The organism is Bacillus carboniphilus, from assembly GCF_039522365.1.
Taxonomy (GTDB): Bacteria; Bacillota; Bacilli; order Bacillales; family JC228; genus Bacillus_BF; species Bacillus_BF carboniphilus.
In genome coordinates this window covers 26,357-50,263 of the sequence record NZ_BAAADJ010000020.1, presented here as the reverse complement: position 1 = coordinate 50,263, position 23,907 = coordinate 26,357, and the positions used below count along the sequence as shown (strand labels likewise).

Here is a 23,907-nt window from a genome sequence, read left to right as displayed (position 1 = left end):
TTTTCACTAATTGCCTTCACCGCCGAAATTCTCTTTTAAAGCAAGTCTATTTCCTCGTAACTTCCTTACAATTTTCGTAATTTATTATGGAGAAGAGATTAGACAAGGAGGACTATTATGTCATTAACACAGTGGTTTGAAAAAGGATTAACATTTGATCAATATATAGATGGTATGACCGTAAACAAGGAAGAAATGGTAAGCATCTTAGATAGCTTTAAACTTGACGAAGATGACGCTGAATTGCTCGAAAAAATTAAAGACGCTAATTTAAGAGCAATTGTTCTAACAGAAGACTGGTGTGGAGACGCACTATTAAATAATCCAATCTTGGTGAAAATGGCGAATCACATTGGAATGGAGGTCCGCTTCTTACTGAGAGATCAGAACTTAGAACTAATGGATCAATACTTAACAAATGGAACATCGCGTGCGATTCCAATTTTTGTTTTCATTGATGAGAATGGTGAAGAAAAAGCAGTTTGGGGTCCTCGTGCACCAAAGCTTCAACAAATAGTGCAATCAGGTCGTGCAGAACTTCCGGATAAAGAAGATCCTACTTTTGAAGAAAAACAAAGAGAATTCTATACAAAATTAAAGAAAAGTTATGTGACAGATGATAGCTTATGGGATGAAGTTGCCTATAGCATTTTGACGACACTAAAGGAAAAAGTTCTTTAATTAAAGAAGCCACCTGTAGGGTGGTTTTTTGTATGTTTATATCCTCCCCAACAAATAATAGGAAAGCAAGAAAGGGGAGGATAGATTGTATCAAAGGCAAGAAAATCAAGATGATGTTAGACAGCCCTTAATGTCAACAGGGACTACAGAAGCTGGCTTTAAAAAGGGTACTGAAAAGTCCAAGCAAACAACAAAGCCAAAAATCGGAAACACTGTTGTAGGAGATGATGAAAAATGAAAACAAAGTCTAAGTTTTTAGAGGGTGCCGAAGTAACAAATGATAATCAAATATACGGGACACCTAATAGTAAAAGTAAGAATGGTACTGGTGATTCACCGAATGATAATGTAAAGAAGAAAAGTCAAAATAAACATACGAACTAACAGCCTTCATGGCTGTTTTTTATTGAAAACCCACTGTTCTGGCGAGTCTTTCTCCCCATAATGGCATATTCTCTTAATCAGTCTGTAACATGTACATGCTATAATAGGGACAAAATGAGTAGGTCATCAGGAGGGAAAAGAATGAAACAATATAATGTAGGGATAATTGGTACAGGCTTCGGTGGGTTAGTGCAAGGGCCAATTTTTGATTTGCATCCGGGGTTCAATGTTCAAGCCATAAGTTCTGTTTCAGGGCAAACCAGTGAAGAAATTACTAAAAAAACAGGCTTTACCAATGTCTATACAAATTGGAAGGAAATGCTTCGCAATGAAGAACTAGATTTAATTGTGGTTTCTTCTATCCCAACACAACATTATGAAATGGCGAAAGAAGCAATTGTAACAAAGCACCATGTGTTATGTGAAAAGCCTTTTACAACGAAAGCAGATGACTCTAGACAGTTAATTCAGTTGAAAAATCATTGGAAAAAGACTGGTTTTATAGACCTCGAGTGGAGATTCCAACCTACTAGACAAAAAGCAAAACGTCTAATTGAAGAGGGTATACTAGGTGATATCATACATATAGATTTTGAAACAAGTATGCCAGGCTATAAAGGATTAACGACCGCACCACGTGGTTGGCTTGGAGATAAAAATGCATACGGTGGAATGTTTGGTGCACTCGGTTCTCACATGGTCGATGCAATCCATTGGTTGACCGACTCAAAAATTACAAAAGTATTTGGACGTTTAAAAACAGTGGTACCGGAGTTGAAAAATGAAGCGGGAGAAGTAATGGAACGAAGAACAACGGATGATCTCTTCACGATTACGGGTGATACACAAAGTGGAGCAAGCTTTACTCTTCAAACCGTAACACCTGTCCGTCATGGCTTTGGTTCTTCTCTACGTATTTATGGAACAAAGGGGACAATCCAAATTTTGAATGACCAGAAGATGCTACTGGCAGTCGGTGATGAAGGTTTCGAAGAAGTTGAGCTTAACTTAGAGCCGGTTCCTGAAACCCTCCATAAAAGAGCAGAAAGATATTATCACGCTTTCTACGCACACATTGATGCCATTTACAATTACTTAAGAGACGATGAAAAACACCCTGATCTTCCATTCTTTGAGGATGGACATCAAAAGCAGCTTGTCATGGATGCAGTTTTTGAATCAGTAAAAAATGGAAAATTAACAAAAGTAACGAAGGAATAATGAAAGTCTAAAATTTTTGCAAAGAAGTAATTCAACGCAGGTGAAATTTTTAAGTATATAGTATAAGGGCAACTACCTCTATTCACCGCCTAAAGGCTCGCCAATCGGCGAGTTTTCTTAATTGTTTAGGAAATTATAAAATCTCCGCTTGTGTACAACTTTGAATGAAATTGGTCTCCGGCCAGCTCCAGCGTTCTAGCCAGTTCTTCATTGAAAATACGTCTCAAGAATAACTTGCTTAAAGCATGATCGATAGATGATGCTTTAAAGCAGCTCGAGGTCACAAGACAAGCCGGGGCTTACGAGTGCGCTTGCGCATTTGTTCTTTTTATTACGTATTTGAAAAGGTCATTTTTATTATGTGAACAAATTTTCATAATAGGCTTGGGTATTGGTCACCTTTAGCAAAAACAAGCCATATTTTATAAAGAATAAATAGATTTATAAAGGAGGGTTATTCTTTATGAGTATGCCTTTTTTCCCAAAAGACTCAAGCGTAAAAAGGTTTGAAGTTGTCGATTTATCAGAGTCAAGTACTCTTTCTCATAAAATGTATTCGTCACTGTGGAAAGGAACGGATTTTATACCGGAAGAGTCCAGCGAGGAAGTGGCTGTAGAGGAAGAGGAATCCAGTAGCAGCGGAGGAGAAGTGGAAGAACAAGAGGAGTCCAGTAGTAGCGAGGAAGTGGCTGTAGAGGAAGAGGAATCCAGTAGCAGCGGAGGAGAAGTGGAAGAACAAGAGGAGTCCAGTAGTAGCGAGGAAGTGGCTGCAGAGGAAGAGGAATCCAGTAGTAGCGGAGGAGAAGTGGAAGAAGAGTTGGAGGAATCCAGTAGTAGCGAGGAAATGGCTATAGAGGAAGAGGAATCCAGCAGCAGCGGAGAAGAAGTTGAAGAAGAGTTGGAGGAATCCAGTAGTAGCGAGGAAATGGCTATAGAGGAAGAGGAATCCAGCAGCAGCGGAGAAGTGGAAGAAGAGTTGGAGGAGTCTAGTAGTAGCGAGGAAATGGCTGTAGAGGAAGAGGAATCCAGCAGCAGCGGAGAAGAAGTTGAAGAAGAGTTGGAGGAGTCTAGTAGTAGCGAGGAAATGGCTGTAGAGGAAGAGGAAGCCAGTAGCAGCGGGGAAACTATGCTGGATGAAGTGGAAGAATCTTGGAATAGTATCGAAGAAGAAGAATCCAGCATAGGTGAGATACAGATAGATGAAGATGAGGAAGAGGAATCCAGTAGCAGCGGGGAAACTATGCTGGATGAAGTGGAAGTATCATGGAATAGTATCGAAGAAGAAGAATCCAGCATGGGTGAAATACAGATAGATGAAGATGAGGAAGAGGAATCCAGTAGGGGTGAGGCAATAGTTCTAGAAGAAATGGAAGAATCCAATATTACTGTAGAAGAAGAGGGAGAATCAAGTAGTACACTTGAAGAAGAGTTACTGACGGATGTGTATGAAAGTTTTGTAAATGAATTAATGATGGAAAATGAAGAAGAACCCCTTGGAAATATTGAAGATGAAATAGAAGAGGATCTATATGAAGATGTGGCATCCGTAGAATTAGTTAGTGAAGATGAGGAAGAGGCAACAGAAGAATCATTGAGTGAGGTAATAGAGGAAGAACCAACTACAGAAGAACCAGGGAATGAGGAAGAAATAGCCGACAGCGAAATAGTGGAAGATGTTGTGAGTGAGGAAGAAGTAGCCGACAGCGAAATAGTGGAAGATGTTGTGAGTGAGGAAGAAATAGCCGACAGCGAAATAGTAGAAGATGTTGTGAGTGAGGAAGAAGTAGCCGACAGCGAAATAGTGGAAGAAGTCGTGAGTGAGGAAGAAATAGCTGACAGCGAAATAGTGGAAGATGTTGTGAGTGAGGAAGAAGTAGCCGACAGCGAAATAGTGGAAGAAGTCCTGAGTGAGGAAGAATTTGCTGCCAGTGAAATAGTAGAAGCTGAAGAGGGGAAAAAAGCGAAAGTATTCAGTGAAATAGTGGAAGATGTAGTGAGTGAGGAAGAATTAGATGAAAGTGAGATAGTTGGAGATGAATCGAATGATGAAGCTTTAGTTGATAGAGCATTAATGGAAGATGATACAAATGAAGAAGGAATCCGTGTTTATTGAAAAGTTGAAGAAAAGTTAGAGTGGTGCAGAATCAAACCTTGAGAAAAAATGGCTTAGGTTACGGACATAGAATCGGTTAATTCATCAAAAACCTGGTTTTCATGAAAGATAACGGCCACAGGTGATTTTTTTTATAAAAAAGTAGTTTCTGCTTTGATTTCGGAACCAGTGTCCGTAAGGAAAGCCTGCGATGCCCTCACCTAAATTTAAGAATCCCTGATATAAAACTGATTTAATTCAATTGCAAACCTCAACTTCTTGATACTCCAAGAAATTGAGGTTTATTTCTTATAAACAATGTAGGGTTTTCTTTTTATGTTTCGTTTATTAAAGTAGTGGTTAGGATTGATCAAGCTGGAGGGGGGGAGAAAAATAGATATACAGCCATTAATCAATCAGGTCAAATTGGGCAATTCACACGCCTTTCGCCTGATTGTTGAACAATATCAAGGATACATATTTAAAGTCGCCTATGGGATTCTTCGCAACGAACAGGATGCTGAAGATGCGGCTCAAGATATTTTTCTCAAAATTTATCTTTCTCTCCCCCAATATGAACATCAAGGTTTTAAAACTTGGATTACACGAATAGCCACTAATCATGCAATAGACATGAAGCGGAAAGCGTTTAGAAAGCGTGAGGAATCTTCAAACTCAGTATATGAAGACTATCAGGTTCCGACTAATCAAAGTGTTGAGAATCAATATTTTAAAGAAGCGAAATTAGACTTAATCCGCTCAAGACTAAATGAACTACCGGCTGGTTATCGTGGTGTGGTCTTTGGCTTTTACATAAAGGAAAAAAGCTATCAAGAGTTAGCAGAGGAGCATGAAGCACAGGTAAAAACGATTGAAATGAAGCTGTATCGTGCACGAAAGTGGATGAAAGAAAATTGGGAGGAGGACGATTTTATATGAAACATATACCATTTGAAGAATGGTTGAAATATGTGAATGGTGAATTGGCAGAAGATGTGCAATTGGATTATGAAAATCACTTATACAGCTGTGAGACCTGTATAGAGGTGTATAGTGAAGCTATCTCACATCAGTCGGAAGCACTTCCGACTCCTTTAAGCTCGACCTTTACGGATGATGTGATGACACTCATTCAAGGGGGAGAAGAGTTACAATCAGTAGCACATGGGGTCAAAATGTCTAAGAAGAAAAAAGAAAGATCGTTCGTCCAATCGACCATTTTTCATTATGCAGCGGCAGCAGGTTTTACCCTTTTATTAACGTTTAGTGGGGTGTTTCAATCGATGACAGGATTTGTAGATAATTTTGAAAATACAGCCCAAGAACAACGACCATCAGTAACCGAGACGGTGATGAATAAAACACTGACATTGTTTGACGAATGGGAAATTAAAAATAAGGAGGCGAATCAAGAATGAAAAATCCAATTATAGCGTTTTTATTAGCTTTTTTCCCTGGTGGAGGGCTTTTGTATCTTGGAAAAATCATAAGAGCATTATTCTATATGGCCGGGGTTTTTGGTGGTCCCATAGCAGGTTTTATCTTACATGAAATCACTTGGAGAGGTGAATTTATTGCCCTTGGATTTTTAGGGGCAGGTATTCTTTATGTCATCAATATCATTGACACAGGTATCACCGCTTCGAAAATTATGAATAAAAGAGAAGGAGATCCAACTAGTGAAGTACAAACAGATACGGAGCGGTTCTACACCATTATTTTATCGTTCGTACCTGGATTAGGTCACTTTCAACTAGGTTTGATGAATAGAGGAATAACTTTATTAGCGGCCTTTCTAGGACTGGGTGTTATGGTGTTTTTTGTAACATTCATATCCCATCGTGGTGAGTTTTTGATTTTCTTACTATTGTTACCTGTTATTTGGTTCTATGGATTTTTTGATGCGATGCAGCTATTAGAAAAGAAACGTCGTGGAGAAGAATTAGTAGATCGAACTATCCTTGAGGACTTTGAACGAAGGAACGAGGAAGGGAAGAAGAGTAAGGCGATTGCAACCTTCCTATCTATTTTTCCAGGAGCCGGACATTTGTATCTAGGGTTGCAAAAGCGTGGAATTCAATTGATGGCAGCTTTTCTTTTTGCCATTTACGTCTTAGATGTATTACGGTTAGGGGTTTTCCTATTCTTGATCCCAATTATATGGTTCTATAGCTTTTTCGATGGGTTGCAAAAAGCTTCTAAAACGGATGAAGCACAGGAGGATATCCCAATTATCTCTCATATTGTGAATCATCAAAAATGGGTAGGATTTGGGTTGGTCTTCATCGGTCTTTACTATTTCTCAGCGAACGCATTGTTACCAGGGCTTGCTCCAGTCATACAAAGAATATTTGATGTGGATATCTATTACTGGTTCCATCGCTATTTCCAAACAACAATTATCTGTATTCTTTTAATTATAGGGGGAATCAAGCTGTTAATGGGTCAATCCTCACAAAAGAAAGAGGAGATTAGCGAATGAGAACATGGCGAGTTGGTACATTTTCAATGGGGGCATCCTTGCTTATATTAGGGATTACTCTTCTGGTTTCTCAGTTTACTGAAGTGAATGTAAACCATATGTTGGTTAGCTGGTGGCCATTTATTTTTATTGTTCTAGGAGTCGAGGTGTTACTTTATCTTTGGCTTCAAAGAGCGGGAAAAGAAAGATTGAGATATGATATATTGAGTATCTTTTTTGTAGGTATGTTGGGTATGGTTGGTTTAGCATTTGTAGTCTTATCACAGATTGGTATTACGGATTATGTCGAAAGACTCTTAATGAGGGAGTACTTAACAATGGAATTACCAGAGTATGATCAATCACTGAATGACGAGATTGAACGCGTTGTGGTGAAGAGCCAAAGTGAGAGTACACTAACTCTTGAAACATCCCCTTCATCAACTCTATCCATTTTTGGTACATATTCCGGAGAGTTTGATAGAGAAGCTGGAAAAATACAGAGGACAGAAGACTATATTACAGCAACTAAAAAAGGCGATACTCTCTTTGTTACAATCAAAAAACCGGCAAGAACAGCGGGGCCATTCTCCACTTATTACACAATGAATCCCACAATTCTTATTCCTCAGCATGTGAATCTTGAGGTAATGGGAGAATACGCACCGATTATATTAAAGCCGCGAATGATGCTAGGCGATTGGGTTATAAAAGATAGTCATGAGATATCGGTATATCTGGAAAAAGACCATCCAATTGGATTGGAAGCACTTGGAGTTCAACAAGTATCTACAAATGTAGAAGAGTTAAAGTTTGAAAAACAAGAGGACATTACTGAATATGGAGAAGAACCATACAATCCAAAAAATGTTTCCTTGTTTGAAGAATCAGCTTCGGGAATACATATCCTTAATGCATACTCCCTGATTGTTCAACAAACACCGTAAAGATTGTGCTTTGATAAAATGAACAATTAAAATTTTTTAAGAAGAAGGAGATTTCCTTCTTTTTTATTTTGTATTTGCCTATTTTCGCCCATACTGTATATTATGGATTGATTTTATGAAAAACCATAGTTATTATGTTAAATAGTGGAAAATATTGCAGGCCAAAAAGGATGATTATGATGAAAAGAGCACGAATTATATATAATCCTACATCAGGACGCGAAGCGTTTCGAAAGCATTTACCAGAGGTGCTTCAAAGACTAGAAGAGGCTGGTTATGAGACTTCATGTCATGCAACAACCGGAGAAGGTGATGCCACAAAAGCAGCAGAAACAGCTGTAGAGCGCAAATACGATGTGGTCATCGCGGCGGGTGGGGATGGGACAATCTATGAGGTTGTGAATGGCTTAGCTGAAAAAGAATATCGTCCTAAATTGGGAATAATCCCAATGGGAACCACGAATGATTTCGCTAGAGCTATTCGTGTCCCAAGAAGTATTCCAAAAGCGATTGATATTATCATAAACGGTGATAGCATTCCCATAGATATTGGGAAAATGAATGATAAATATTTTATTAACATAGCAGGTGGTGGCCGCTTAACCGAGCTTACATATGAGGTACCAAGTAAACTGAAAACCATGCTAGGACAGCTTGCCTATTACATGAAAGGGGTAGAAATGCTTCCTTCCATCAAAGCAACGAATGCACGAATTGAGTACGACGGGAAAGAATTTGAAGGGGAAATCATGTTATTTCTTATTGCAAATACCAATTCAGTCGGCGGCTTTGAAAAACTAGCTCCAGATGCCTCATTAAATGATGGAATGTTTACTTTACTTGTTTTAAAGAAAACGAATTTAGCAGAATTTATTCGTCTGGCGACTTTGGCTATTCGCGGAGAACATATTTATGATGAACATGTTATCTATACAAAGGCCAATAGGGTTAAGGTTACTTCCGAACAAAAAATGCAGTTAAATTTAGATGGAGAATTCGGTGGGATTCTTCCAGCTGAATTTGTAAATCTATATAGACATGTAGAAGTCTTTGTACCGATTAACGATATTAAAGAAGAAGATCGAGTTTAAAGGAAAAAGGACCCTGTCAACAATGACAGGGTCTTTCGTTTTGACACCGTTAAACTTGACTGTTGTTTTCCATTTAAGTGGGCCCGCTTTCCGAGGTAGGGGTGTGGGCTTTCTCCTTTTCATATATAGACTCTTTAGCCACTGCTTTATGGTTCAATAATTACAATTACTTGTAACCAATAAACATTTTATTCTACCGTTCATAAAATAAAAGAGGACTTACCTTGAAGGAGGAAATGAAATGACTAATATTTACAAAAAAGAGGCATTGAAGATTTTAAATATTACTAACTCCGAACAAGAAAATTCATTTTTATCGGATTCAGAAATGGACATTGAATCTCCAAATTTTTATATAAAACAAGCTTTATCTGCTATCAAGCAAGAAAATTTGGAGAATGGTTGGCTTTGGATATGGAGAGGCTTATATGAGTTTGAAGATAACAAAACTTTGCATTCTTTAAAGGATTTATTAACATCAGCTATCAAACCTACGAACTCTTTGGCTAATAAGAAATTAAGTATTCTTCAAGGCACAATTGAAATTGCGAACCAGATGAATACAATTGCCAAAGGGACGCAAAAGCTCGGATATCGAAATAATACATTAAATTATTTTCCTACTTATCTTAATTATTCATCTAATTATATGTGGCCAATATCAAAAGAGAACAAACATCAAATAGGAAACAAACTAACTCGATTTTCCTCTGAAATTATTCCTTATTACGATCTCTTCCATTTTCACTTCGGCACTTCACTTACTCAAACACAATCGGATATTCAACTCATTAAAAATGAACAAAAACCAATTCTTATGCACCATTGGGGGAGTGAGGTAAGAATTCTTTCCGAGGCATTAAAGACAAACCCTTTCGCGAAGGCAAAGGTTTTAAATGAAAGATGGATAAAAAACAAACTTTCTATGTTAGGTAACCAAATAGAAGCATGTGTAGTTGCAGATGAAGAACTATATCAGTATGTCAAAAATTATTATAAAAAAGTTTATATTGTTCCTTTAATGGTGGACCTTGAGGTGTATAAACCAAAGGCACATCCAAATAATAAAAAATTTACCATTGTACATGCTCCAACGTCCCCGGAAATTAAGGGGACACCATATATTCTAAAGGCAATGGAAGAATTGAGAGAGTCATATGACTTTGATTTTCAAATCATTCAAGGTATGTCTCATGAAAAAGCCAAACAACTATATCAGTCCGCTGATTTAATTATCGATCAACTTCATATTGGAAGTTATGGTTTACTTGCTGTTGAATCTATGGCAATGGGGAAACCGGTCATTTGTTATATAAGTGAATTCATGCGTGATCAATATTCTAAAGACCTTCCAATTATAACTGCAAATCCTGACACGATTGTGAATGTAGTCAAAGGTTTATTAGAAGAACCAGATCAACTGCAGGATATAGGCGTTAAAGGGAGAAAATATGTAGAGCAATATCATAATATGAATACCAACAGTGCCAAGATAGCCCAAATCTATGATGAACAGGTGAATAACAAATAGATAAAAATTTCCTTTTGGAATGGTATTTTGGAAGAAAAAAAGCCTGTGTCTATGTCTTATATTTGTAATCTAGATACAGGCTTTGTCCTTATCCTAGTTTATAAGGATGGCTTTCAAGCGACAAAAAAAATGGGATTTTCATAGTGTAATCCTTGTGTCAGTTTTATGACCACTACCGTACATTTGTGACTCCAGTCGCGGTATATGGTGTATAAATTTTTGAATACAGTAAAATCTTTTAAAAAATCAAATTCTACTTCATGTAAAGTATCTATCTAATATTTTTCAAAAAAATTGCCTGTCCTATTTAAAGGTCGATACTACCTTCACCTAAGCGGACAATTAAGGAAGATTCATTCAGGCCCTTTGTTACATTTTTCGTATCAAAAACAATTCGTGCATGGGTTACGATTTGCTCCAACGGTATAACGGCATGGTCAGTTAAAATGATGACACAGTCCATTTCACGCAGTAAATCCTCCGTCATATCCTTGGATGCATATATATCACCTGCAATATTTAATAACGGAACGTAAGGGTCATGATATTGGACGTCGGCCCCTTTTTGTCTTAATTGTTTCATCACCTCTATAGCAGTAGAATCCCTTGTATCTGCCACGTCCTTTTTATAAGTAACCCCGTAAATAAGAATCTTTGCCGAGGATAGAGAAGTAGGATTCAGAATCTTTTCAACACGGCTTGTGATGTGTTCGATTATTCTCTCATTTGTTTGGCTAGAGATTGAAATGAATTCACTTGTTGTATCTAATTGCTTCAGTTTCCATTGAAGATATAATGGGTCGACAGGAATACAATGGCCACCTATTCCAGGACCTGGATAAAACGGAGTAAAACCATATGGTTTAGTTGAGGCGGCTTCTATTACCTCCCAGATATCGATTTTTAATTGCTCGCAAAGAATGGCCATCTCATTAATAAAGGAGATGTTAACAAACCTAAATGTATTTTCTAGGAGTTTGGTAAACTCTGCTGCTTCTGCTGAGGTAACAGGGACAACCGTCTTATAAACCTTTCTATAAAATGAGACTGCCACTTCCTTACACTTATTTGTAATACCACCAATTACTTTAGGGATTTCATCTACAGAATATTTACTATTTCCAGGATCAATTCTTTCTGGAGAATTTGCTAGAAAAAAGTCTGTACCTACTTTTAATCCACTTTCTTCTAGTATAGGCAATAAAATTTCCTTAGTAGTACCAGGGAAAGTGGAACTTTCTAATATAATAAGTTGGCCACTTTGCAGTCTCTTCTGAATTTCCTTTCCTGCTTTAAGGATAAATTGTATATCAGGTTTTTTATCGTTTGTCAGAGGTGTCGGAACACAAATAATAATATTTTTAACTGCTCTTATTTCATCAAAATTAGAAGTTGGATGTAACCATCCGTTGTTTACAACTTTCTTTAACCTTGAATTATCAATATCTCCAATATAACTTTGGAAATTCATAATTTTATTTATTTTACTGTTGTCCACATCGATTCCTGTTACATGGAACCCCTTTTCAGCCAGCATAACTGATAAAGGTAGCCCAACAAAGCCTAGACCAATAACAGCAACTGTCTCTTTAGCCATTACAAGTTCATCATGTACTTCCATTTTATTTATCACCCTTTCAACTGATGTCAGTTATTGTAATGTATGCATTTTGTCTTGTTAGGGAATGGACAAACATCTGAATTGTAGAAATTTAGGCAAAAAAAGGGAATCCAATGAGTCTAGTAAGAAGTGAACGCTAGTAAATCAATTTTTAAGAGCGATAAACCTTAATTAAAGTAGGAAACTAGGTTTTTTGCCGTTCCGCACCAGTATCATCTGTCATAGGTTATGTTGAAAAAATAAAATCAAGATCTCAAAAAAGTAATAGGACAGTATAAAATTTGAGATAGAAAAGAAGGGGAAGAAAATGATTAATCTAGTGGACTTAAAACGTCAGTTTGAGAGTGTTAAAAAAGAAATTCTACAGGAAATAGATGAGGTTATTGCAAGTGGGCAGTACATTCTAGGACCAAGGGTTAAAGAACTTGAGGAAAGAATTGAAAAAAGAATTGGGGTGTCTGATGCAATAGCAGTTGCTAATGGTACAGATGCCCTTGTTTTGACTCTAGATGCGTTAGGTATAGGAAAGGGAGATGAAGTGATCACTACTCCGTTCACTTTTTTTGCAAGTGCAGAGGCTATATCGAGGGTGGGAGCTGTACCAGTATTTGCAGATATTAACCCACTTACCTATAATATTGACCCTTCTGAAGTTGAAAGGAAAATCACATCGGCTACAAAAGCGATAATTCCAGTTCACTTGTTCGGACAACCAGCGGATATGAATGAAATCATGGAAATTGCAAAAAAACATCATCTTTACGTGATTGAAGATGCATGCCAAGCGTTTGGATCAACATACAACAATCAGCCAGTTGGAAGTTTAGCAGACGCAGCCTGTTTCTCGTTTTTTCCGACAAAAAACCTGGGGACAATGGGAGACGGAGGGATTATTACGACCTCCAATAAAGAATTGGCTGAAAATATAAGAAAACTTCGGACTCATGGGTCCACACAAAAATATTTTCATGATCGTATTGGGTACAATAGTCGGCTTGATGAGATTCATGCAGCCATTTTACTGATAAATCTAGAAAAAATAGACGAATGGAATGAAAATAGAAGAAATCTAGCGAAACGTTATCAACAGTATCTCCAGAATTCACCTCACATTAAATTACCTTTTGAAGCGGATAACCGAACCCACATATATCATTTGTTCTGTGTTGAGTCTGTTATGAGAGAAGAAATAATGGACGAACTATCTAAATCTCAGATTCAATCAGGCGTGTACTACCCTCTTTGCTTGCATCTCCAAGAAGTATATGCCTTCCTTGGGTATAAAAAAGGGGACATGCCACAGTCAGAGTCGGTATCAGAAAGACTATTTGCCATTCCCATGCATCCTTTTTTAACAGAAGATGAACAGGATAAAATTATATCTATTTTATGCAAAACAGGAGGGGTGAAAAATGACAATTAGATTTGGATTGATTGGCTGTGGATATATATCTAGAAAACATATACAGGCTTTATCCAATTGTGAAGAGGCACAGTTAGTCGCACTTAGTGATTTACTTGAAGTTAGAATGGAGGAATCCAAGCAATTTTACCAAGATAATTCCGGAAAAACTCACCCAATGAAGGGTTATAAAAATTACGAAGAAATGCTCTCAAATCAAGAAATTGATGCAATCATTATTACCTCTATCTCTGGACTACATGCACAAATGGCTAAAGCAGCTTTATTATCAAATAAGCACGTGATTTTAGAAAAACCAATGGCTTTGTCTATTGAAGAATCTAATGAATTGATTCAATTGGCAAAACAGAAAGAGAAGGTGCTTATGGTTTGTCATCAGCTAAGATTTCGACCGTTGATGCAAAAAATTAAAAAGGTAGTAGATGAGGGGAAAATTGGAAAACCATATTTAGGAGTGGTGTCAATACGGATTAACCGTTCACAGGACTACTATTCTGCAGCTTCTTGGAGAGGAAAGTGGAACAGTGATGGTGGAATGTTAATCAATCAAGGAATTCATTTAGTTGATTTGCTTCAGTGGTTCCTAGGCGATGTTAAAACTGTATATGGTGAGATTTGTGAAAATGCATCAGCACAAAAAGAAACGGAAGATATTGCTTTAGGAATATTAAACTTTCAAAATAATGCAAAAGGGATTGTAGAGGCAAATATAATCACCCAGCCAGATAATCTAGGATATTCTTTATCTATATTTGGAGAAAAGGGAACGATTTCCCTCAAAGGGGGCCCAACTTTAAATACCATTTCCCGATGGTATATTGAGGGAGAAAATACAAGTTTGGAAGAGTTGATTAAGCTTGCTGACGATGGAAATGAACAGATTTATATGTACCAAAATTTCATGGAAGCGATCAATTCAGACACTCAAAATCTACTAATAAGTGGAGAAGAGGGCAAAAAAGCCCTAGAAACAATTTTTGCTATTTATCAATCTGATCTGACTAAACAAGTGATCCAATTACCTTTATCATCGTTTTCGACAGTGAATTTGATTAGAAAGGAAGGAGAAACTCAATGAAACTAGGAAAAGTTATGGTTACAGGAGGAGCAGGGTTTTTAGGGTCACAACTTGTAAAAAAGTTACTCCCATTATGTGACCATATCTATATTATTGATGATTTATCAACAGGAAATAGAGCAGCCATTCCCCAATCAGAGCAAATATCTTTTTATCATGAAAGTCTCACAAATGAAAACATTCTGGAAGAAGTACTACCTCATGTTGAGTACATCTTCCATTTTGCATGTAAAAATTTAGTCCTATCAGTAGAGAATATTGAAGCAGACTTCAATACTAATCTTTACGGTGGCAGTTTGTTATTACGTAAGGCTGTCCAATGCTGTCCTAGACTTAAACGATTTGTATATGCATCCACTACTTCTGTATATGGTGATGCAAAAATTTTACCAACACCAGAGGACTACTATAATATTAGTCTTCCTTATGCAGCAAGTAAATTTTCGATGGAGCACTACTGCCACGTTTATCATCATCTGTATCATTTGCCGATAAGTATTATAAGATTTTCAAACGTATACGGCCCTGGACAACTTGCTTCTAATCCTTATTGTGGGGTTGTCTCCAAGTTTTTTGAAGCTGTAAAGAATCAGGAACCTATGGTTATTTATGGAGACGGAAGCCAGACGAGAGATTTTACCTATGTTGAAGATGCACTTGATGCGGTTTTGTTGGTGGTTCAGGAAGAGAAAGCAATCGGTTCTGTATACAATGTAGGAACTGGAATTGAAACGAGTGTTCTCGACCTGGCAAAAGTTATTCGAAAAATGACAGGGTATGAAGATCTCCCAGTAAAGTTTGCACCTAAACGAAAAGTAGATGTGGTACAGAGGAGATGTATCAATGCAGAGAAAATACAAGCTGAATTAAATTGGAATAAACATCACTCCCTAGAGGAAGGTATAAAAAAAACCTATACCTGGCTAAAAGGAGTTGAAACGGATGAGAATATTTCACGGTACAACTGAAATTGCTGGACAAATGGGGATATTAAGTAGCGCTCTGAATAAAAGGGGATACTTTGCAGTTGGTTATAATACCTTTCATTCTTATCTAGGATATCAAGATAATCTAATCAATACGAATCAAGAGGGGCTCCATGAAGGATACCAGGAGATCCTCGATTCGTTTGACCTATTCCATTTTCATTACGGAACAACACTTTGTCCTGGATTCTCAGATTTGCCAGAAATCAAGCAAAGAAACAAAAAAATGATTATGCATCATTGGGGAAATGATGTAAGGTTTCATGACTTAGCCAGAATCAATAACGCATATGTATTCACAGGAGATTCACCTCCAAATGAAGAAATACATGAAAAATTATTGAAAATTACTAAATACATCAAAGAGGCAATTGTTCAAGACTATGAAGTGTATGATTATGTGAAGGACTATTATGATAAGGTACACGTGTTGCCAATTGCAATAGACCTTGGATCTTTCACTCTTAAATATCCCAAGGTTAGTAAGGAAAGGCCGTTAATTCTACATGCACCAACAAATCCAGAATTTAAGGGGACTTTCTATGTTGAAAAGACAATAGAAAAGTTAAAGGAGAATTACGAATTTGACTATATACGGATTGAAAAAATGAAACATGACGATGCGATTAAGTTCTACAGGGATGCAGATATTATAATAGATCAAGTTTTATGTGGATCGTACGGATTATTTAGTGTGGAAGGGATGGCATTAGGGAAACCTGTATTAGCCTATATTCGTTCGGATCTCATACCTATGTTTCCATCTAATTTGCCGATTGTTAACTCCAACCCCAATAATTTATACGAACAAGTCAAAAAGTTACTTGTAAATCCAGAATTACGTGTAGAGCTTGGAAAAAAAGGCAGACAGTATGTTGAAAATTATCATTCTCATGATGTTGTTGTAGATAAATTATTGCAAATATATTCAAATTTAAAAGAATAAAAGAGTTTAAATTATGTAAGTAGAAAATAGGTTTTTAATTACGTTTGATTGTTTTCTTTTAGGTACCTTATAGCGGAGGGCGTCTACCCAAAATCGCCTGTGCTATAGGGTCTTTTCAATATAGTTGGGACAGTGTTAAAAAAATGAAGCGCTGAATTGCCTTAAAAGTTTTAAGAAGTGTGAGGTTAAAGGTGTCAATCTTCAAGCATTACTTTTTGGTAACGGGAAAATAAAAAACCGGTATAAAAGGATTGAGGTGTCCTTAACCGGTTTAAAAGGAATTTTTTATGACGGGAAAGCAGCTGTTGGATAAACAGGTACATAATTCTTTTTAATAAAAGAATAAAGGTAATTATATTCAACAGGATGGTTTTCAATGATTTCCTTCATGGTTTGATTAGGAAACTCAAACACAAGTAGGCTATCATTCATATATTCGTTATAAACTCCATAGTTTAAATAATCTAGCAAGTGGTTTTCCTTAAAGAGAAGACCCTTTCCAAAAGAAATTTGAAAACCTGTGTGATAATGTCTGGCAAAAACAGTCGTATTGGCAATCCAAGTAAAGTCCGGCCATGAAGTTCCGAAAAAGTTAGGATGTGTACAAGCTGCGTCAAAGCCAAACTCCTTCCAGTTTACGCAACCTGTTGATCCATACTGCTGAAGCCATAAGGATAACACGTCTTGAGTCCGAATATAGTCTGTTACTTTTTTAACTAATTCTTCGTCACTGCTATCAATAGAAGCTCGTGGCCAAACAAAACCTCTAAAGGTTAACTTATTGTGGAGTTTTTTCGCCATGTTCCAACAATTGATAAATTTATCAATCCACCATTTTACCACAAGAAATCTATTATCTTCCTCTTTAAAATTTATGTCTTCTCCATTGACTACACCAAAGTTAGTTTGGGAAAAAATTGGGTAAGGTAAGGTGACCCATATATCTGTTGTTTGGCCATCTTTCGTGTTCTGTGCAGCTGCGCCAAAGTTATAATCGAACTGAAAAAGTCTTTTTATCGCTATTTTCCAATCCTTTTTCTGAGCCTCATCTCCAAGGTGAGCATACATTGGAGTGATAAAATGATGGCCCCTACCAGTAATTGGAGTGAAAATCAATCCTTTAAACATAGTGTCAACAGCTTCTCCATTCACAACATAAGATTGGTACGGCTTTAAATCATCAGTTGTCCAATCTTTAACCGCGTTTTCAAACCCTTTTCCATAGGGGAGAAGGCAAATGTGATTTTGTACTCCCAACTCATCTGCAGACATATATTCATTTGTTGTCAAACTAATTCACCCTTTTCCTTGAAGTCCTAATTTAAGATATGATACTTATCCAAGATATGTGAGTGCACTTTCCCAAATTTGTTGGATATATATAACCAACTTATCCCTAATGAATATACTATTTAGGAAAGGAGAGATGAGTATGAAAATTGTTCATGCACCAACTGAAATAGCAGGACAGATGGGGATTATTTGTACGGAACTTAGAAAAAGAGGGAATCCAGCAGCTGGATACAACTGCTTTCACACTTACCTGAACTATAGAGGGGATATTATCAATACAGATACCTTTGAATTGCTAAAGGAACTCGATTTTCTTGTCAAGAATGCGGATGTTTTTCATTTTCATAATGCCAACACTTTTATTCAAGGTTTTAATGATTTACCTATATTAAAAGAAATGGGAAAGAAAATGGTCATGCATCATTGGGGAAGTGACGTTCGTACTGTCGAAAAGGTAAGTCAGTTAAATCCTTATCCTCTACCTCCAACTTATTACACGGATGAAGAAATTCATAACCAGCTTACAAAGTTATCTCAGTATATTGATACCGCAATTGTTCAAGATTATGAGGCTTACCCATATGTAAAAGACTATTACAAAAATGTTTTCGTTGTACCACTTGCTTGTAATATTGAAAAGTTTAAGGCGGTTTATCCATCCCCGAAAAATAATAATCCACTTATTATTCATGCACCAACAAATAGAGAATTTAAAGGATCTGACTATATAGAAAAAGCAATTGAGGAAATTAAAGGAAGTAATCAATTCACCTACACAGTCCTTGAAAAAATGAGCCACGAGAAAGCACTTGCTATGTACCAAAAGGCAGATATCATTATAGATCAATTGCTTTGTGGAACTTATGGAATGCTCAGTGTAGAAGCAATGGCCATGGGAAAACCGGTTGTTGCTTTTATTAGAGATGATATTCGAAATAACTTTCCTAGTGACCTTCCAATTGTACAGGCAACTCCTGAAAATATTGGCGAGGTACTACAAGAGTTAATTCAAAATCCAGAAAAGCGTTATGAACTAGGCCAGGCTGGAAGAAAGTATGTTGAGAAATTTCATGCTGCTGACCTTGTAGCAGATCAGTTATTAAAGATTTATGAACAGCTTTAAATATAAAGATTCAGAGGTATGTCTGTGCCAAATTAATATTTATTATGGAGGTCTTGTATGATCCATGTAACAGCGAAAATAGGGGAGAATGTTTCAATTGGAGAAAATGTGATTATAGAAGAGAACGTTGTTATTGGAGACCATGTAGATATTGGAAATCACACGGTTATCAAGAAAGATACAAGGATTGGAAACCATGTTAAAATTGGAGACCTTACAGTTCTCGGAAAGCCAACATCTTCTAATAAAAAAATGGCTAGAAAACTAGAAATTAATCTTGATTCGTTGGTTATAGAAGAAGATGTAATTATTGGATGTAATAGTGTCATATATCGCCATGTAAAGCTTGAAAAAGGAGTTTTTGTAGGTGATTTGACAAGCATCCGTGAAAAAGTAACGGTTGGGGAAGATAGTGTGGTTGGACGTAATGTAATTGTTGAGAATAACACAATAATTGGAAAGAGAGTCACTATCCAAACGGGATCTTATATTACTGCAGATATGGAAATTGAGGATGAAGTATTTATTGGTCCGTGTTGTTCAACTTCCAATGATAAGTACATGGGGATGGGCAATTTTAAGCACCAAGGACCTATTATTAGAAGGGGAGCTAAAATCGGAAACAATGCTACGCTTTTACCAGCAGTAATCATAGGCGAGAATGCAATTGTTGGAGCGGGCAGTGTTATCACGAAGGATATTCCAGCAAATACAACAGTGGTTGGTAATCCTGGAAAAATAATCAAAAAACAGTGAATATTTTAAACAGGACAATAAAGGATTTTGGCTACGTAGTCACCATCTTTCTTATTCTCTATATGACTATAGGGAGTAAGTAAGGTGGATTTTTTTATTATTATTTCAAAATTTTATTATAATTTTTTTAATAAAATGTGCGAATTACCGAGTGAATTTGTCCGGTCAATAATACAAGCATACACGTATAATATCGTATGTTTCAACACTGTAGATACAGATGTTTGAAACTAATAAAAAATGATAGAAGGGAGGGCAACTATGTCTATAAATGATCGTATTGAAAACGGTGGCTTTGAAACCGGTTCATTAAACCCTTGGATTGGAGTTAACTCAATTGTTACGAGCGAGTTTTCTCATTCAGGCTTTTTCTCTGTGAGAATGACTGGTGGAGATGCGAATGCTTTTATTTTACAATTCGTTCCAATCGAGTCTGGCGAACAATTTGAATTTTTGACTTCATTGGCAAAAATTGGGGTCGCCTCAAGTCCTCCGATTAGTATTTCCGTAATCTATTATGACGCGTCTTTTAACTTCCTTGGCTACGGGCTTATCTTAAATATACCTGCCAATAGACTTCCAAATGTAGAAAACAATACGTGGTTAGAGATATATGGAAATACTGAACCAGCCCCTTTAGGAACCACACAGGCACTTGTAATCATTAACAAGTTACCTCAAGCGGGAAGTGCAGATATTCTAGTTGATGATGTAGCATTGCTAGCGGCTGAAGCAAGTGGATTAAGAGGTCCAACAGGTCCAACAGGTCCGGCAGGAGAAACTGGTGCGACAGGTCCAACAGGTCCGGCAGGAGAAACTGGTGCGACAGGTCCAACAGGTCCGGCAGGAGAAACAGGAGCAACTGGTCCTACTGGAGCGACAGGAGCAACCGGAGCGACAGGAGCAACAGGAGCAACAGGAGCAACCGGAGCGACAGGAGCAACCGGAACAACCGGAGCAACCGGAGCAACCGGAGCGACAGGAGCAACAGGAGCAACCGGAGCAACAGGAGCAACCGGAGCAACAGGTCCTACAGGAGCGACAGGAGCAACAGGGGCAACCGGAGCAACCGGGGCGACAGGAGCGACAGGAGCAACAGGAGCAACAGGAGCAACAGGAGCAACCGGAGCGACAGGAGCAACAGGTCCTACTGGAGCAACAGGAGCAACCGGAGCAACAGGAGCAACCGGAGCAACAGGTCCTACTGGAGCAACGGGAGCAACAGGTCCTACTGGAGCGACAGGAGCAACGGGAGCAACGGGAGCAACAGGAGCAACGGGAGCAACAGGAGCAACCGGAGCAACCGGAGCGACCGGAGCAACCGGAGCAACCGGAGCAACCGGAGCAACAGGAGCAACAGGAGCAACAGGAGCAACCGGAGCAACAGGAGCAACCGGAGCAACAGGAGCAACCGGAGCAACAGGTCCTACGGGAGCAACGGGAGCAACAGGGGCAACCGGAGCAACCGGAGCAACCGGAGCAACCGGAGCGACCGGAGCAACCGGAGCAACAGGTCCTACGGGAGCAACAGGAGCAACAGGTCCAACCGGAGCAACCGGAGCGACAGGAGCAACCGGAGCAACAGGTCCTGCTGGAGTGACAGGAGCGACAGGAGCAACAGGTCCTACTGGAGCAACAGGAGCAACCGGAGCAACAGGTCCTACTGGAGCAACAGGAGCAACAGGAGCAACAGGAGCGACAGGAGCAACAGGAGCGACAGGAGCAACCGGAGCAACCGGAGCAACCGGAGCAACCGGAGCAACAGGAGCAACGGGAGCAACGGGAGCAACAGGAGCAACAGGAGCGACAGGAGCAACAGGAGCGACAGGAGCAACAGGTCCAACAGGAGCAACCGGAGCAACCGGAGCAACAGGAGCGACAGGAGCAACAGGAGCAACAGGAGCAACCGGAGCAACAGGAGCGACAGGAGCGACAGGCCCAACAGGTCCGACAGGCCCAACAGGTCCGACTGGCCCATAAGGATAATAGCTGAACGGCAAGTAGTGGATTTTTTTAAAAACAGTGAAACCTTCTCTATGAAATGTAGGGGAGGTTTTGCTTTTTAAAAAAAGATAGGGATGCAATTTTGGTAAGAATTTTCGGGTATTTGATTGTATATTTTTATTTGGAAGATTGTGAGAATCATGCACCTTTTTTAAGAAAAGAAGGATATATGCACAAACGAAATGGACAAGGACTTAATAAGATACATGGAAAAATAAAATAAACTATTTCCCCATTAAGCATGAGGAGAAAGGAGAAAAAAATGGTTACTATTAGTCTTTGTATGATTGTTAAAAATGAAGAGGGAGTACTGGCTAGGTGTCTCGATACTGTAAAAGATATTGTGGATGAGATTAATATAGTAGACACTGGCTCTACAGATCGTACGGTTGAAATTGCAAAGCAATATACAGATCGTGTTTTTTACTTCGAATGGATTGGGAACTTTGCGGCAGCAAGAAATGAGTCCTTTAAATATGCTACAAAGGATTATATCTTATATCTCGATGCAGATGATGTTCTTCTGGAGGACGATCAAAGAAAACTTAAAGAATTAAAGGAAACATTGGATCCATCTGTAGATTCCGTATCGATGTATTATGATGCAGGGACCGATGAATTTGGAAATGTAACTTTGCGATACCGTAGAAATCGTCTTGTTAAACGAGAAAAGAACTTTATATGGAAAGGTGATTGTCACCAATATCTTGAGGTTTATGGAAACATTATAAATTCAGATATTTCAATTACTCATAAGAAAATAAAACATTCTGTAGGAAGAAATCTAAATATCTATCAAAATAAAATTGATCGTGGTGAAACCTTCTCTGCAAGGGACTATTTTTATTATGGAAATGAACTTAGGGAGAATGGTCATTACGAAAAAGCAATTGAGGCCTATGATCATAATATCTCTATGAAGGAAGGGTGGATCGAGGACAAGGTTTATGCATGCATAAATAAAGCCGATTGCTATAGATATTTAGGAGATACTGAAAATGAAATTAAATCGTTATTTCAATCGTTCGAGTTTTCTAAGGTACCACGTGCAGAAACTTGTAGTCGGATAGGTTACTGCTATCAACGAAAACGAGAATACAATCATGCAATCTTTTGGTATAACCTTGCCACTCAAGCTGTGCCGCAATCAGAAAAATGGAGTTTCAGTTATCCCGCATATTATACTTGGTACCCACATTTACAAATGTGCGTCTGCTACTATAATCTTGGTAACTTCGAAAAATCCTACTATCATAATGAAGAAGCTGCAAAATATCGACCAAAAGATCAAAGAATCCTCCATAACAGAAACCTCCTCCAATCAAAACTTGGACTCGAAAAGTAGAAAACAGAAGGAGGGTTATAACGAGGGACAATCAGAAGTATTGAAAGGAAGAAGGTACGCACATCTAGGAGTATCAGTGCAACTACGCCCTACCATCGCCAATAAGCTCGCCAGTAGGCGAGCTTTTTATTGGAAAATTCGCATCTTTTTTGAAACTTTTTTCCATATCTCTCCGTAAATAATAGTACAATGAAGGCAGTGGGTCTTCAGAGATAAAAAGGAGGGATTTTTCATGTTCGAACTTTTTAAAAGGGTGAAAACCGTTGTTAGCTCTGAACTACACGCACTGATTGATAAGGCAGAGGATCCGATTCACATGATCGATCAGTACATGAGAGACATGAATAAGGAAATTGTAGAGGCAGAAAAGGCTACTGCAAAAATAATGGGAGAAGAGAAGCTTTTAGGTCGGAAAGTGGATGACACGAAAAAGCTGATTGAAACCAGACAAACTCAGGCAGTTGAGGCTTTAAAGAGTAATCGTGAAGATTTAGCCAAGCGAGCTCTAGAAGACAAAAACAATTTAACGAAAGAACTTCAGCAGCTAGAAGACCTTCATACAAACGCACTGCAACAAGTAGTGGAACTGAAGGAAAAGCTGAAGGTCATGAAAAATGAATTCCGCGAAATGGAATTAAAACGCAACTCCTTAAAAGCAAGAGCAGAAGCAGCAAGAGTCAAAACCTCCATTAACCGCTCATTATCTAATTCCAACACAGCTAGTGCCAAAAAAGGCTTTGAAAGAATGGAAGAAAAAGTGTTAAGAGAAGAAGCTGAGGCTGAAACGAGTGAGGACCTTCAAATCATGAATAAGTCCTTGGACCAAGAGCTTAAAGAATTAGCTGGTAAAAGTGAAGTTGATTTAGAGCTGGAACGTTTGAAAGAACAGCTTCAAGAAGAGGAGAAAAAATCAAGCTAAAGGAT

22 protein-coding genes are annotated in these 23,907 nt (G+C 38.1%); 20 read left to right on the top strand and 2 right to left on the bottom strand.

The window, feature by feature from the left end; genetic code table 11:
• Nucleotides 1–117 precede the first annotated feature (117 nt).
• The 11 genes from ABDZ91_RS09890 (at nt 118) to ABDZ91_RS09840 (ending at nt 10,408) form a co-directional block, all read left to right on the top strand.
• Nucleotides 118–681: a thioredoxin family protein gene (locus ABDZ91_RS09890; RefSeq protein ID WP_343798563.1), complete on the top strand. Its 564-nt coding sequence runs from the start codon at nt 118–120 to the stop codon at nt 679–681.
• Nucleotides 682–766: 85 nt separating this feature from the next.
• A complete protein-coding gene (locus ABDZ91_RS09885) occupies nt 767–919 on the top strand; it encodes a hypothetical protein (protein WP_343798562.1) in 153 nt (50 codons plus the stop codon).
• On the top strand, nt 916–1,065 hold the full coding sequence (locus tag ABDZ91_RS09880) for a hypothetical protein (protein ID WP_343798560.1): 150 nt from the start codon (nt 916–918) through the stop codon (nt 1,063–1,065). The genes ABDZ91_RS09885 and ABDZ91_RS09880 overlap by 4 nt, the downstream gene beginning before the upstream one ends.
• Nucleotides 1,066–1,206: 141 nt before the next feature.
• Entirely contained in the window at nt 1,207–2,286 is a 1,080-nt protein-coding gene (locus tag ABDZ91_RS09875) for a Gfo/Idh/MocA family protein (protein ID WP_343798558.1), read from the top strand.
• A 463-nt stretch (nt 2,287–2,749) separates the two neighbouring features.
• Nucleotides 2,750–4,399 (top strand): hypothetical protein, encoded by a 1,650-nt coding sequence (locus ABDZ91_RS09870; RefSeq protein WP_343798557.1) that lies wholly within the window; start codon nt 2,750–2,752, stop codon nt 4,397–4,399.
• Nucleotides 4,400–4,744: 345 nt separating this feature from the next.
• The gene (locus tag ABDZ91_RS09865) at nt 4,745–5,317 is read left to right on the top strand and encodes a sigma-70 family RNA polymerase sigma factor (RefSeq protein ID WP_343798556.1); all 573 of its coding nucleotides are present in this window, start codon (nt 4,745–4,747) and stop codon (nt 5,315–5,317) included.
• A complete protein-coding gene (locus tag ABDZ91_RS09860) occupies nt 5,314–5,796 on the top strand; it encodes an anti-sigma factor (protein WP_343798554.1) in 483 nt (160 codons plus the stop codon). Before ABDZ91_RS09865 ends, ABDZ91_RS09860 begins: the two co-directional genes overlap by 4 nt.
• Nucleotides 5,793–6,860, top strand: a complete 1,068-nt coding sequence (locus ABDZ91_RS09855) for a hypothetical protein (protein WP_343798553.1) — start codon at nt 5,793–5,795, stop codon at nt 6,858–6,860. Before ABDZ91_RS09860 ends, ABDZ91_RS09855 begins: the two co-directional genes overlap by 4 nt.
• Entirely contained in the window at nt 6,857–7,786 is a 930-nt protein-coding gene (locus ABDZ91_RS09850; protein WP_343798551.1) for a hypothetical protein, read from the top strand. Before ABDZ91_RS09855 ends, ABDZ91_RS09850 begins: the two co-directional genes overlap by 4 nt.
• 179 nt (nt 7,787–7,965) lie before the next feature.
• Entirely contained in the window at nt 7,966–8,877 is a 912-nt protein-coding gene (locus ABDZ91_RS09845; protein WP_343798549.1) for a diacylglycerol kinase, read from the top strand.
• 241 nt (nt 8,878–9,118) lie between these two features.
• Nucleotides 9,119–10,408 (top strand): glycosyltransferase, encoded by a 1,290-nt coding sequence (locus ABDZ91_RS09840; protein WP_343798547.1) that lies wholly within the window; start codon nt 9,119–9,121, stop codon nt 10,406–10,408.
• Nucleotides 10,409–10,715: 307 nt separating this feature from the next.
• Here the strand turns inward: ABDZ91_RS09840 and ABDZ91_RS09835 are convergent, their stop codons facing one another.
• Nucleotides 10,716–12,029, bottom strand: a complete 1,314-nt coding sequence (locus tag ABDZ91_RS09835; RefSeq protein WP_343798546.1) for a nucleotide sugar dehydrogenase — start codon at nt 12,027–12,029, stop codon at nt 10,716–10,718.
• Between the two features lie 307 nt (nt 12,030–12,336).
• Between ABDZ91_RS09835 and ABDZ91_RS09830 the strand changes: the two genes are divergently transcribed.
• From ABDZ91_RS09830 to ABDZ91_RS09815, 4 genes are read left to right on the top strand one after another with little or no spacing between them, the layout of a single operon-like run.
• Complete coding sequence (locus ABDZ91_RS09830) at nt 12,337–13,452, top strand: DegT/DnrJ/EryC1/StrS family aminotransferase (protein WP_343798544.1); 1,116 nt, start codon at nt 12,337–12,339, stop codon at nt 13,450–13,452.
• Nucleotides 13,442–14,530, top strand: coding sequence for a Gfo/Idh/MocA family protein (locus tag ABDZ91_RS09825; RefSeq protein WP_343798542.1), 1,089 nt, complete (start codon nt 13,442–13,444; stop codon nt 14,528–14,530). The genes ABDZ91_RS09830 and ABDZ91_RS09825 overlap by 11 nt, the downstream gene beginning before the upstream one ends.
• Nucleotides 14,527–15,498 (top strand): NAD-dependent epimerase/dehydratase family protein, encoded by a 972-nt coding sequence (locus tag ABDZ91_RS09820; RefSeq protein ID WP_343798540.1) that lies wholly within the window; start codon nt 14,527–14,529, stop codon nt 15,496–15,498. Before ABDZ91_RS09825 ends, ABDZ91_RS09820 begins: the two co-directional genes overlap by 4 nt.
• On the top strand, nt 15,473–16,462 hold the full coding sequence (locus ABDZ91_RS09815) for a glycosyltransferase family protein (RefSeq protein ID WP_343798537.1): 990 nt from the start codon (nt 15,473–15,475) through the stop codon (nt 16,460–16,462). Before ABDZ91_RS09820 ends, ABDZ91_RS09815 begins: the two co-directional genes overlap by 26 nt.
• A 285-nt stretch (nt 16,463–16,747) precedes the next feature.
• Here ABDZ91_RS09815 and ABDZ91_RS09810 read toward each other — a convergent pair whose 3' ends face one another.
• Nucleotides 16,748–17,752 (bottom strand): DUF4855 domain-containing protein, encoded by a 1,005-nt coding sequence (locus ABDZ91_RS09810; RefSeq protein WP_343798535.1) that lies wholly within the window; start codon nt 17,750–17,752, stop codon nt 16,748–16,750.
• 142 nt (nt 17,753–17,894) lie between these two features.
• On the opposite strand from ABDZ91_RS09810, the gene ABDZ91_RS09805 reads away from it, so the two are divergent.
• The 5 genes from ABDZ91_RS09805 to ABDZ91_RS09785 all read left to right on the top strand — a co-directional run bounded on the left by ABDZ91_RS09805 (nt 17,895) and on the right by ABDZ91_RS09785 (nt 23,902).
• A complete protein-coding gene (locus ABDZ91_RS09805) occupies nt 17,895–18,878 on the top strand; it encodes a glycosyltransferase (RefSeq protein WP_343798534.1) in 984 nt (327 codons plus the stop codon).
• 57 nt (nt 18,879–18,935) lie between these two features.
• Entirely contained in the window at nt 18,936–19,634 is a 699-nt protein-coding gene (locus tag ABDZ91_RS09800; RefSeq protein WP_343798533.1) for an N-acetyltransferase, read from the top strand.
• A 261-nt stretch (nt 19,635–19,895) separates the two neighbouring features.
• Nucleotides 19,896–21,614: an NTTRR-F1 domain gene (locus ABDZ91_RS09795; protein ID WP_343798531.1), complete on the top strand. Its 1,719-nt coding sequence runs from the start codon at nt 19,896–19,898 to the stop codon at nt 21,612–21,614.
• Between the two features lie 286 nt (nt 21,615–21,900).
• Nucleotides 21,901–22,983, top strand: a complete 1,083-nt coding sequence (locus tag ABDZ91_RS09790) for a glycosyltransferase (protein ID WP_343798529.1) — start codon at nt 21,901–21,903, stop codon at nt 22,981–22,983.
• Between the two features lie 232 nt (nt 22,984–23,215).
• Nucleotides 23,216–23,902 carry a PspA/IM30 family protein gene (locus ABDZ91_RS09785; protein WP_343798527.1) on the top strand — a complete coding sequence of 229 codons (687 nt, stop codon included), beginning with the start codon at nt 23,216–23,218 and terminating at the stop codon, nt 23,900–23,902.
• Nucleotides 23,903–23,907 lie beyond the last annotated feature (5 nt).

Bases quoted from the DNA above. Each gene is read 5' to 3' on its own strand.
- ABDZ91_RS09890 (WP_343798563.1), top strand. From the start codon at position 118: ATGTCATTAACACAGTGGTTTGAAAAAGGATTAACATTTGATCAATAT.
- ABDZ91_RS09880 (WP_343798560.1), top strand. From the start codon at position 916: ATGAAAACAAAGTCTAAGTTTTTAGAGGGTGCCGAAGTAACAAATGAT.
- ABDZ91_RS09875 (WP_343798558.1), top strand. From the start codon at position 1,207: ATGAAACAATATAATGTAGGGATAATTGGTACAGGCTTCGGTGGGTTA.
- ABDZ91_RS09870 (WP_343798557.1), top strand. From the start codon at position 2,750: ATGAGTATGCCTTTTTTCCCAAAAGACTCAAGCGTAAAAAGGTTTGAA.
- ABDZ91_RS09860 (WP_343798554.1), top strand. From the start codon at position 5,314: ATGAAACATATACCATTTGAAGAATGGTTGAAATATGTGAATGGTGAA.
- ABDZ91_RS09855 (WP_343798553.1), top strand. From the start codon at position 5,793: ATGAAAAATCCAATTATAGCGTTTTTATTAGCTTTTTTCCCTGGTGGA.
- ABDZ91_RS09850 (WP_343798551.1), top strand. From the start codon at position 6,857: ATGAGAACATGGCGAGTTGGTACATTTTCAATGGGGGCATCCTTGCTT.
- ABDZ91_RS09845 (WP_343798549.1), top strand. From the start codon at position 7,966: ATGAAAAGAGCACGAATTATATATAATCCTACATCAGGACGCGAAGCG.
- ABDZ91_RS09840 (WP_343798547.1), top strand. From the start codon at position 9,119: ATGACTAATATTTACAAAAAAGAGGCATTGAAGATTTTAAATATTACT.
- ABDZ91_RS09835 (WP_343798546.1), bottom strand. From the start codon at position 12,029: ATGGAAGTACATGATGAACTTGTAATGGCTAAAGAGACAGTTGCTGTT.
- ABDZ91_RS09830 (WP_343798544.1), top strand. From the start codon at position 12,337: ATGATTAATCTAGTGGACTTAAAACGTCAGTTTGAGAGTGTTAAAAAA.
- ABDZ91_RS09825 (WP_343798542.1), top strand. From the start codon at position 13,442: ATGACAATTAGATTTGGATTGATTGGCTGTGGATATATATCTAGAAAA.
- ABDZ91_RS09820 (WP_343798540.1), top strand. From the start codon at position 14,527: ATGAAACTAGGAAAAGTTATGGTTACAGGAGGAGCAGGGTTTTTAGGG.
- ABDZ91_RS09815 (WP_343798537.1), top strand. From the start codon at position 15,473: ATGAGAATATTTCACGGTACAACTGAAATTGCTGGACAAATGGGGATA.
- ABDZ91_RS09805 (WP_343798534.1), top strand. From the start codon at position 17,895: ATGAAAATTGTTCATGCACCAACTGAAATAGCAGGACAGATGGGGATT.
- ABDZ91_RS09800 (WP_343798533.1), top strand. From the start codon at position 18,936: ATGATCCATGTAACAGCGAAAATAGGGGAGAATGTTTCAATTGGAGAA.
- ABDZ91_RS09795 (WP_343798531.1), top strand. From the start codon at position 19,896: ATGTCTATAAATGATCGTATTGAAAACGGTGGCTTTGAAACCGGTTCA.
- ABDZ91_RS09790 (WP_343798529.1), top strand. From the start codon at position 21,901: ATGGTTACTATTAGTCTTTGTATGATTGTTAAAAATGAAGAGGGAGTA.
- ABDZ91_RS09785 (WP_343798527.1), top strand. From the start codon at position 23,216: ATGTTCGAACTTTTTAAAAGGGTGAAAACCGTTGTTAGCTCTGAACTA.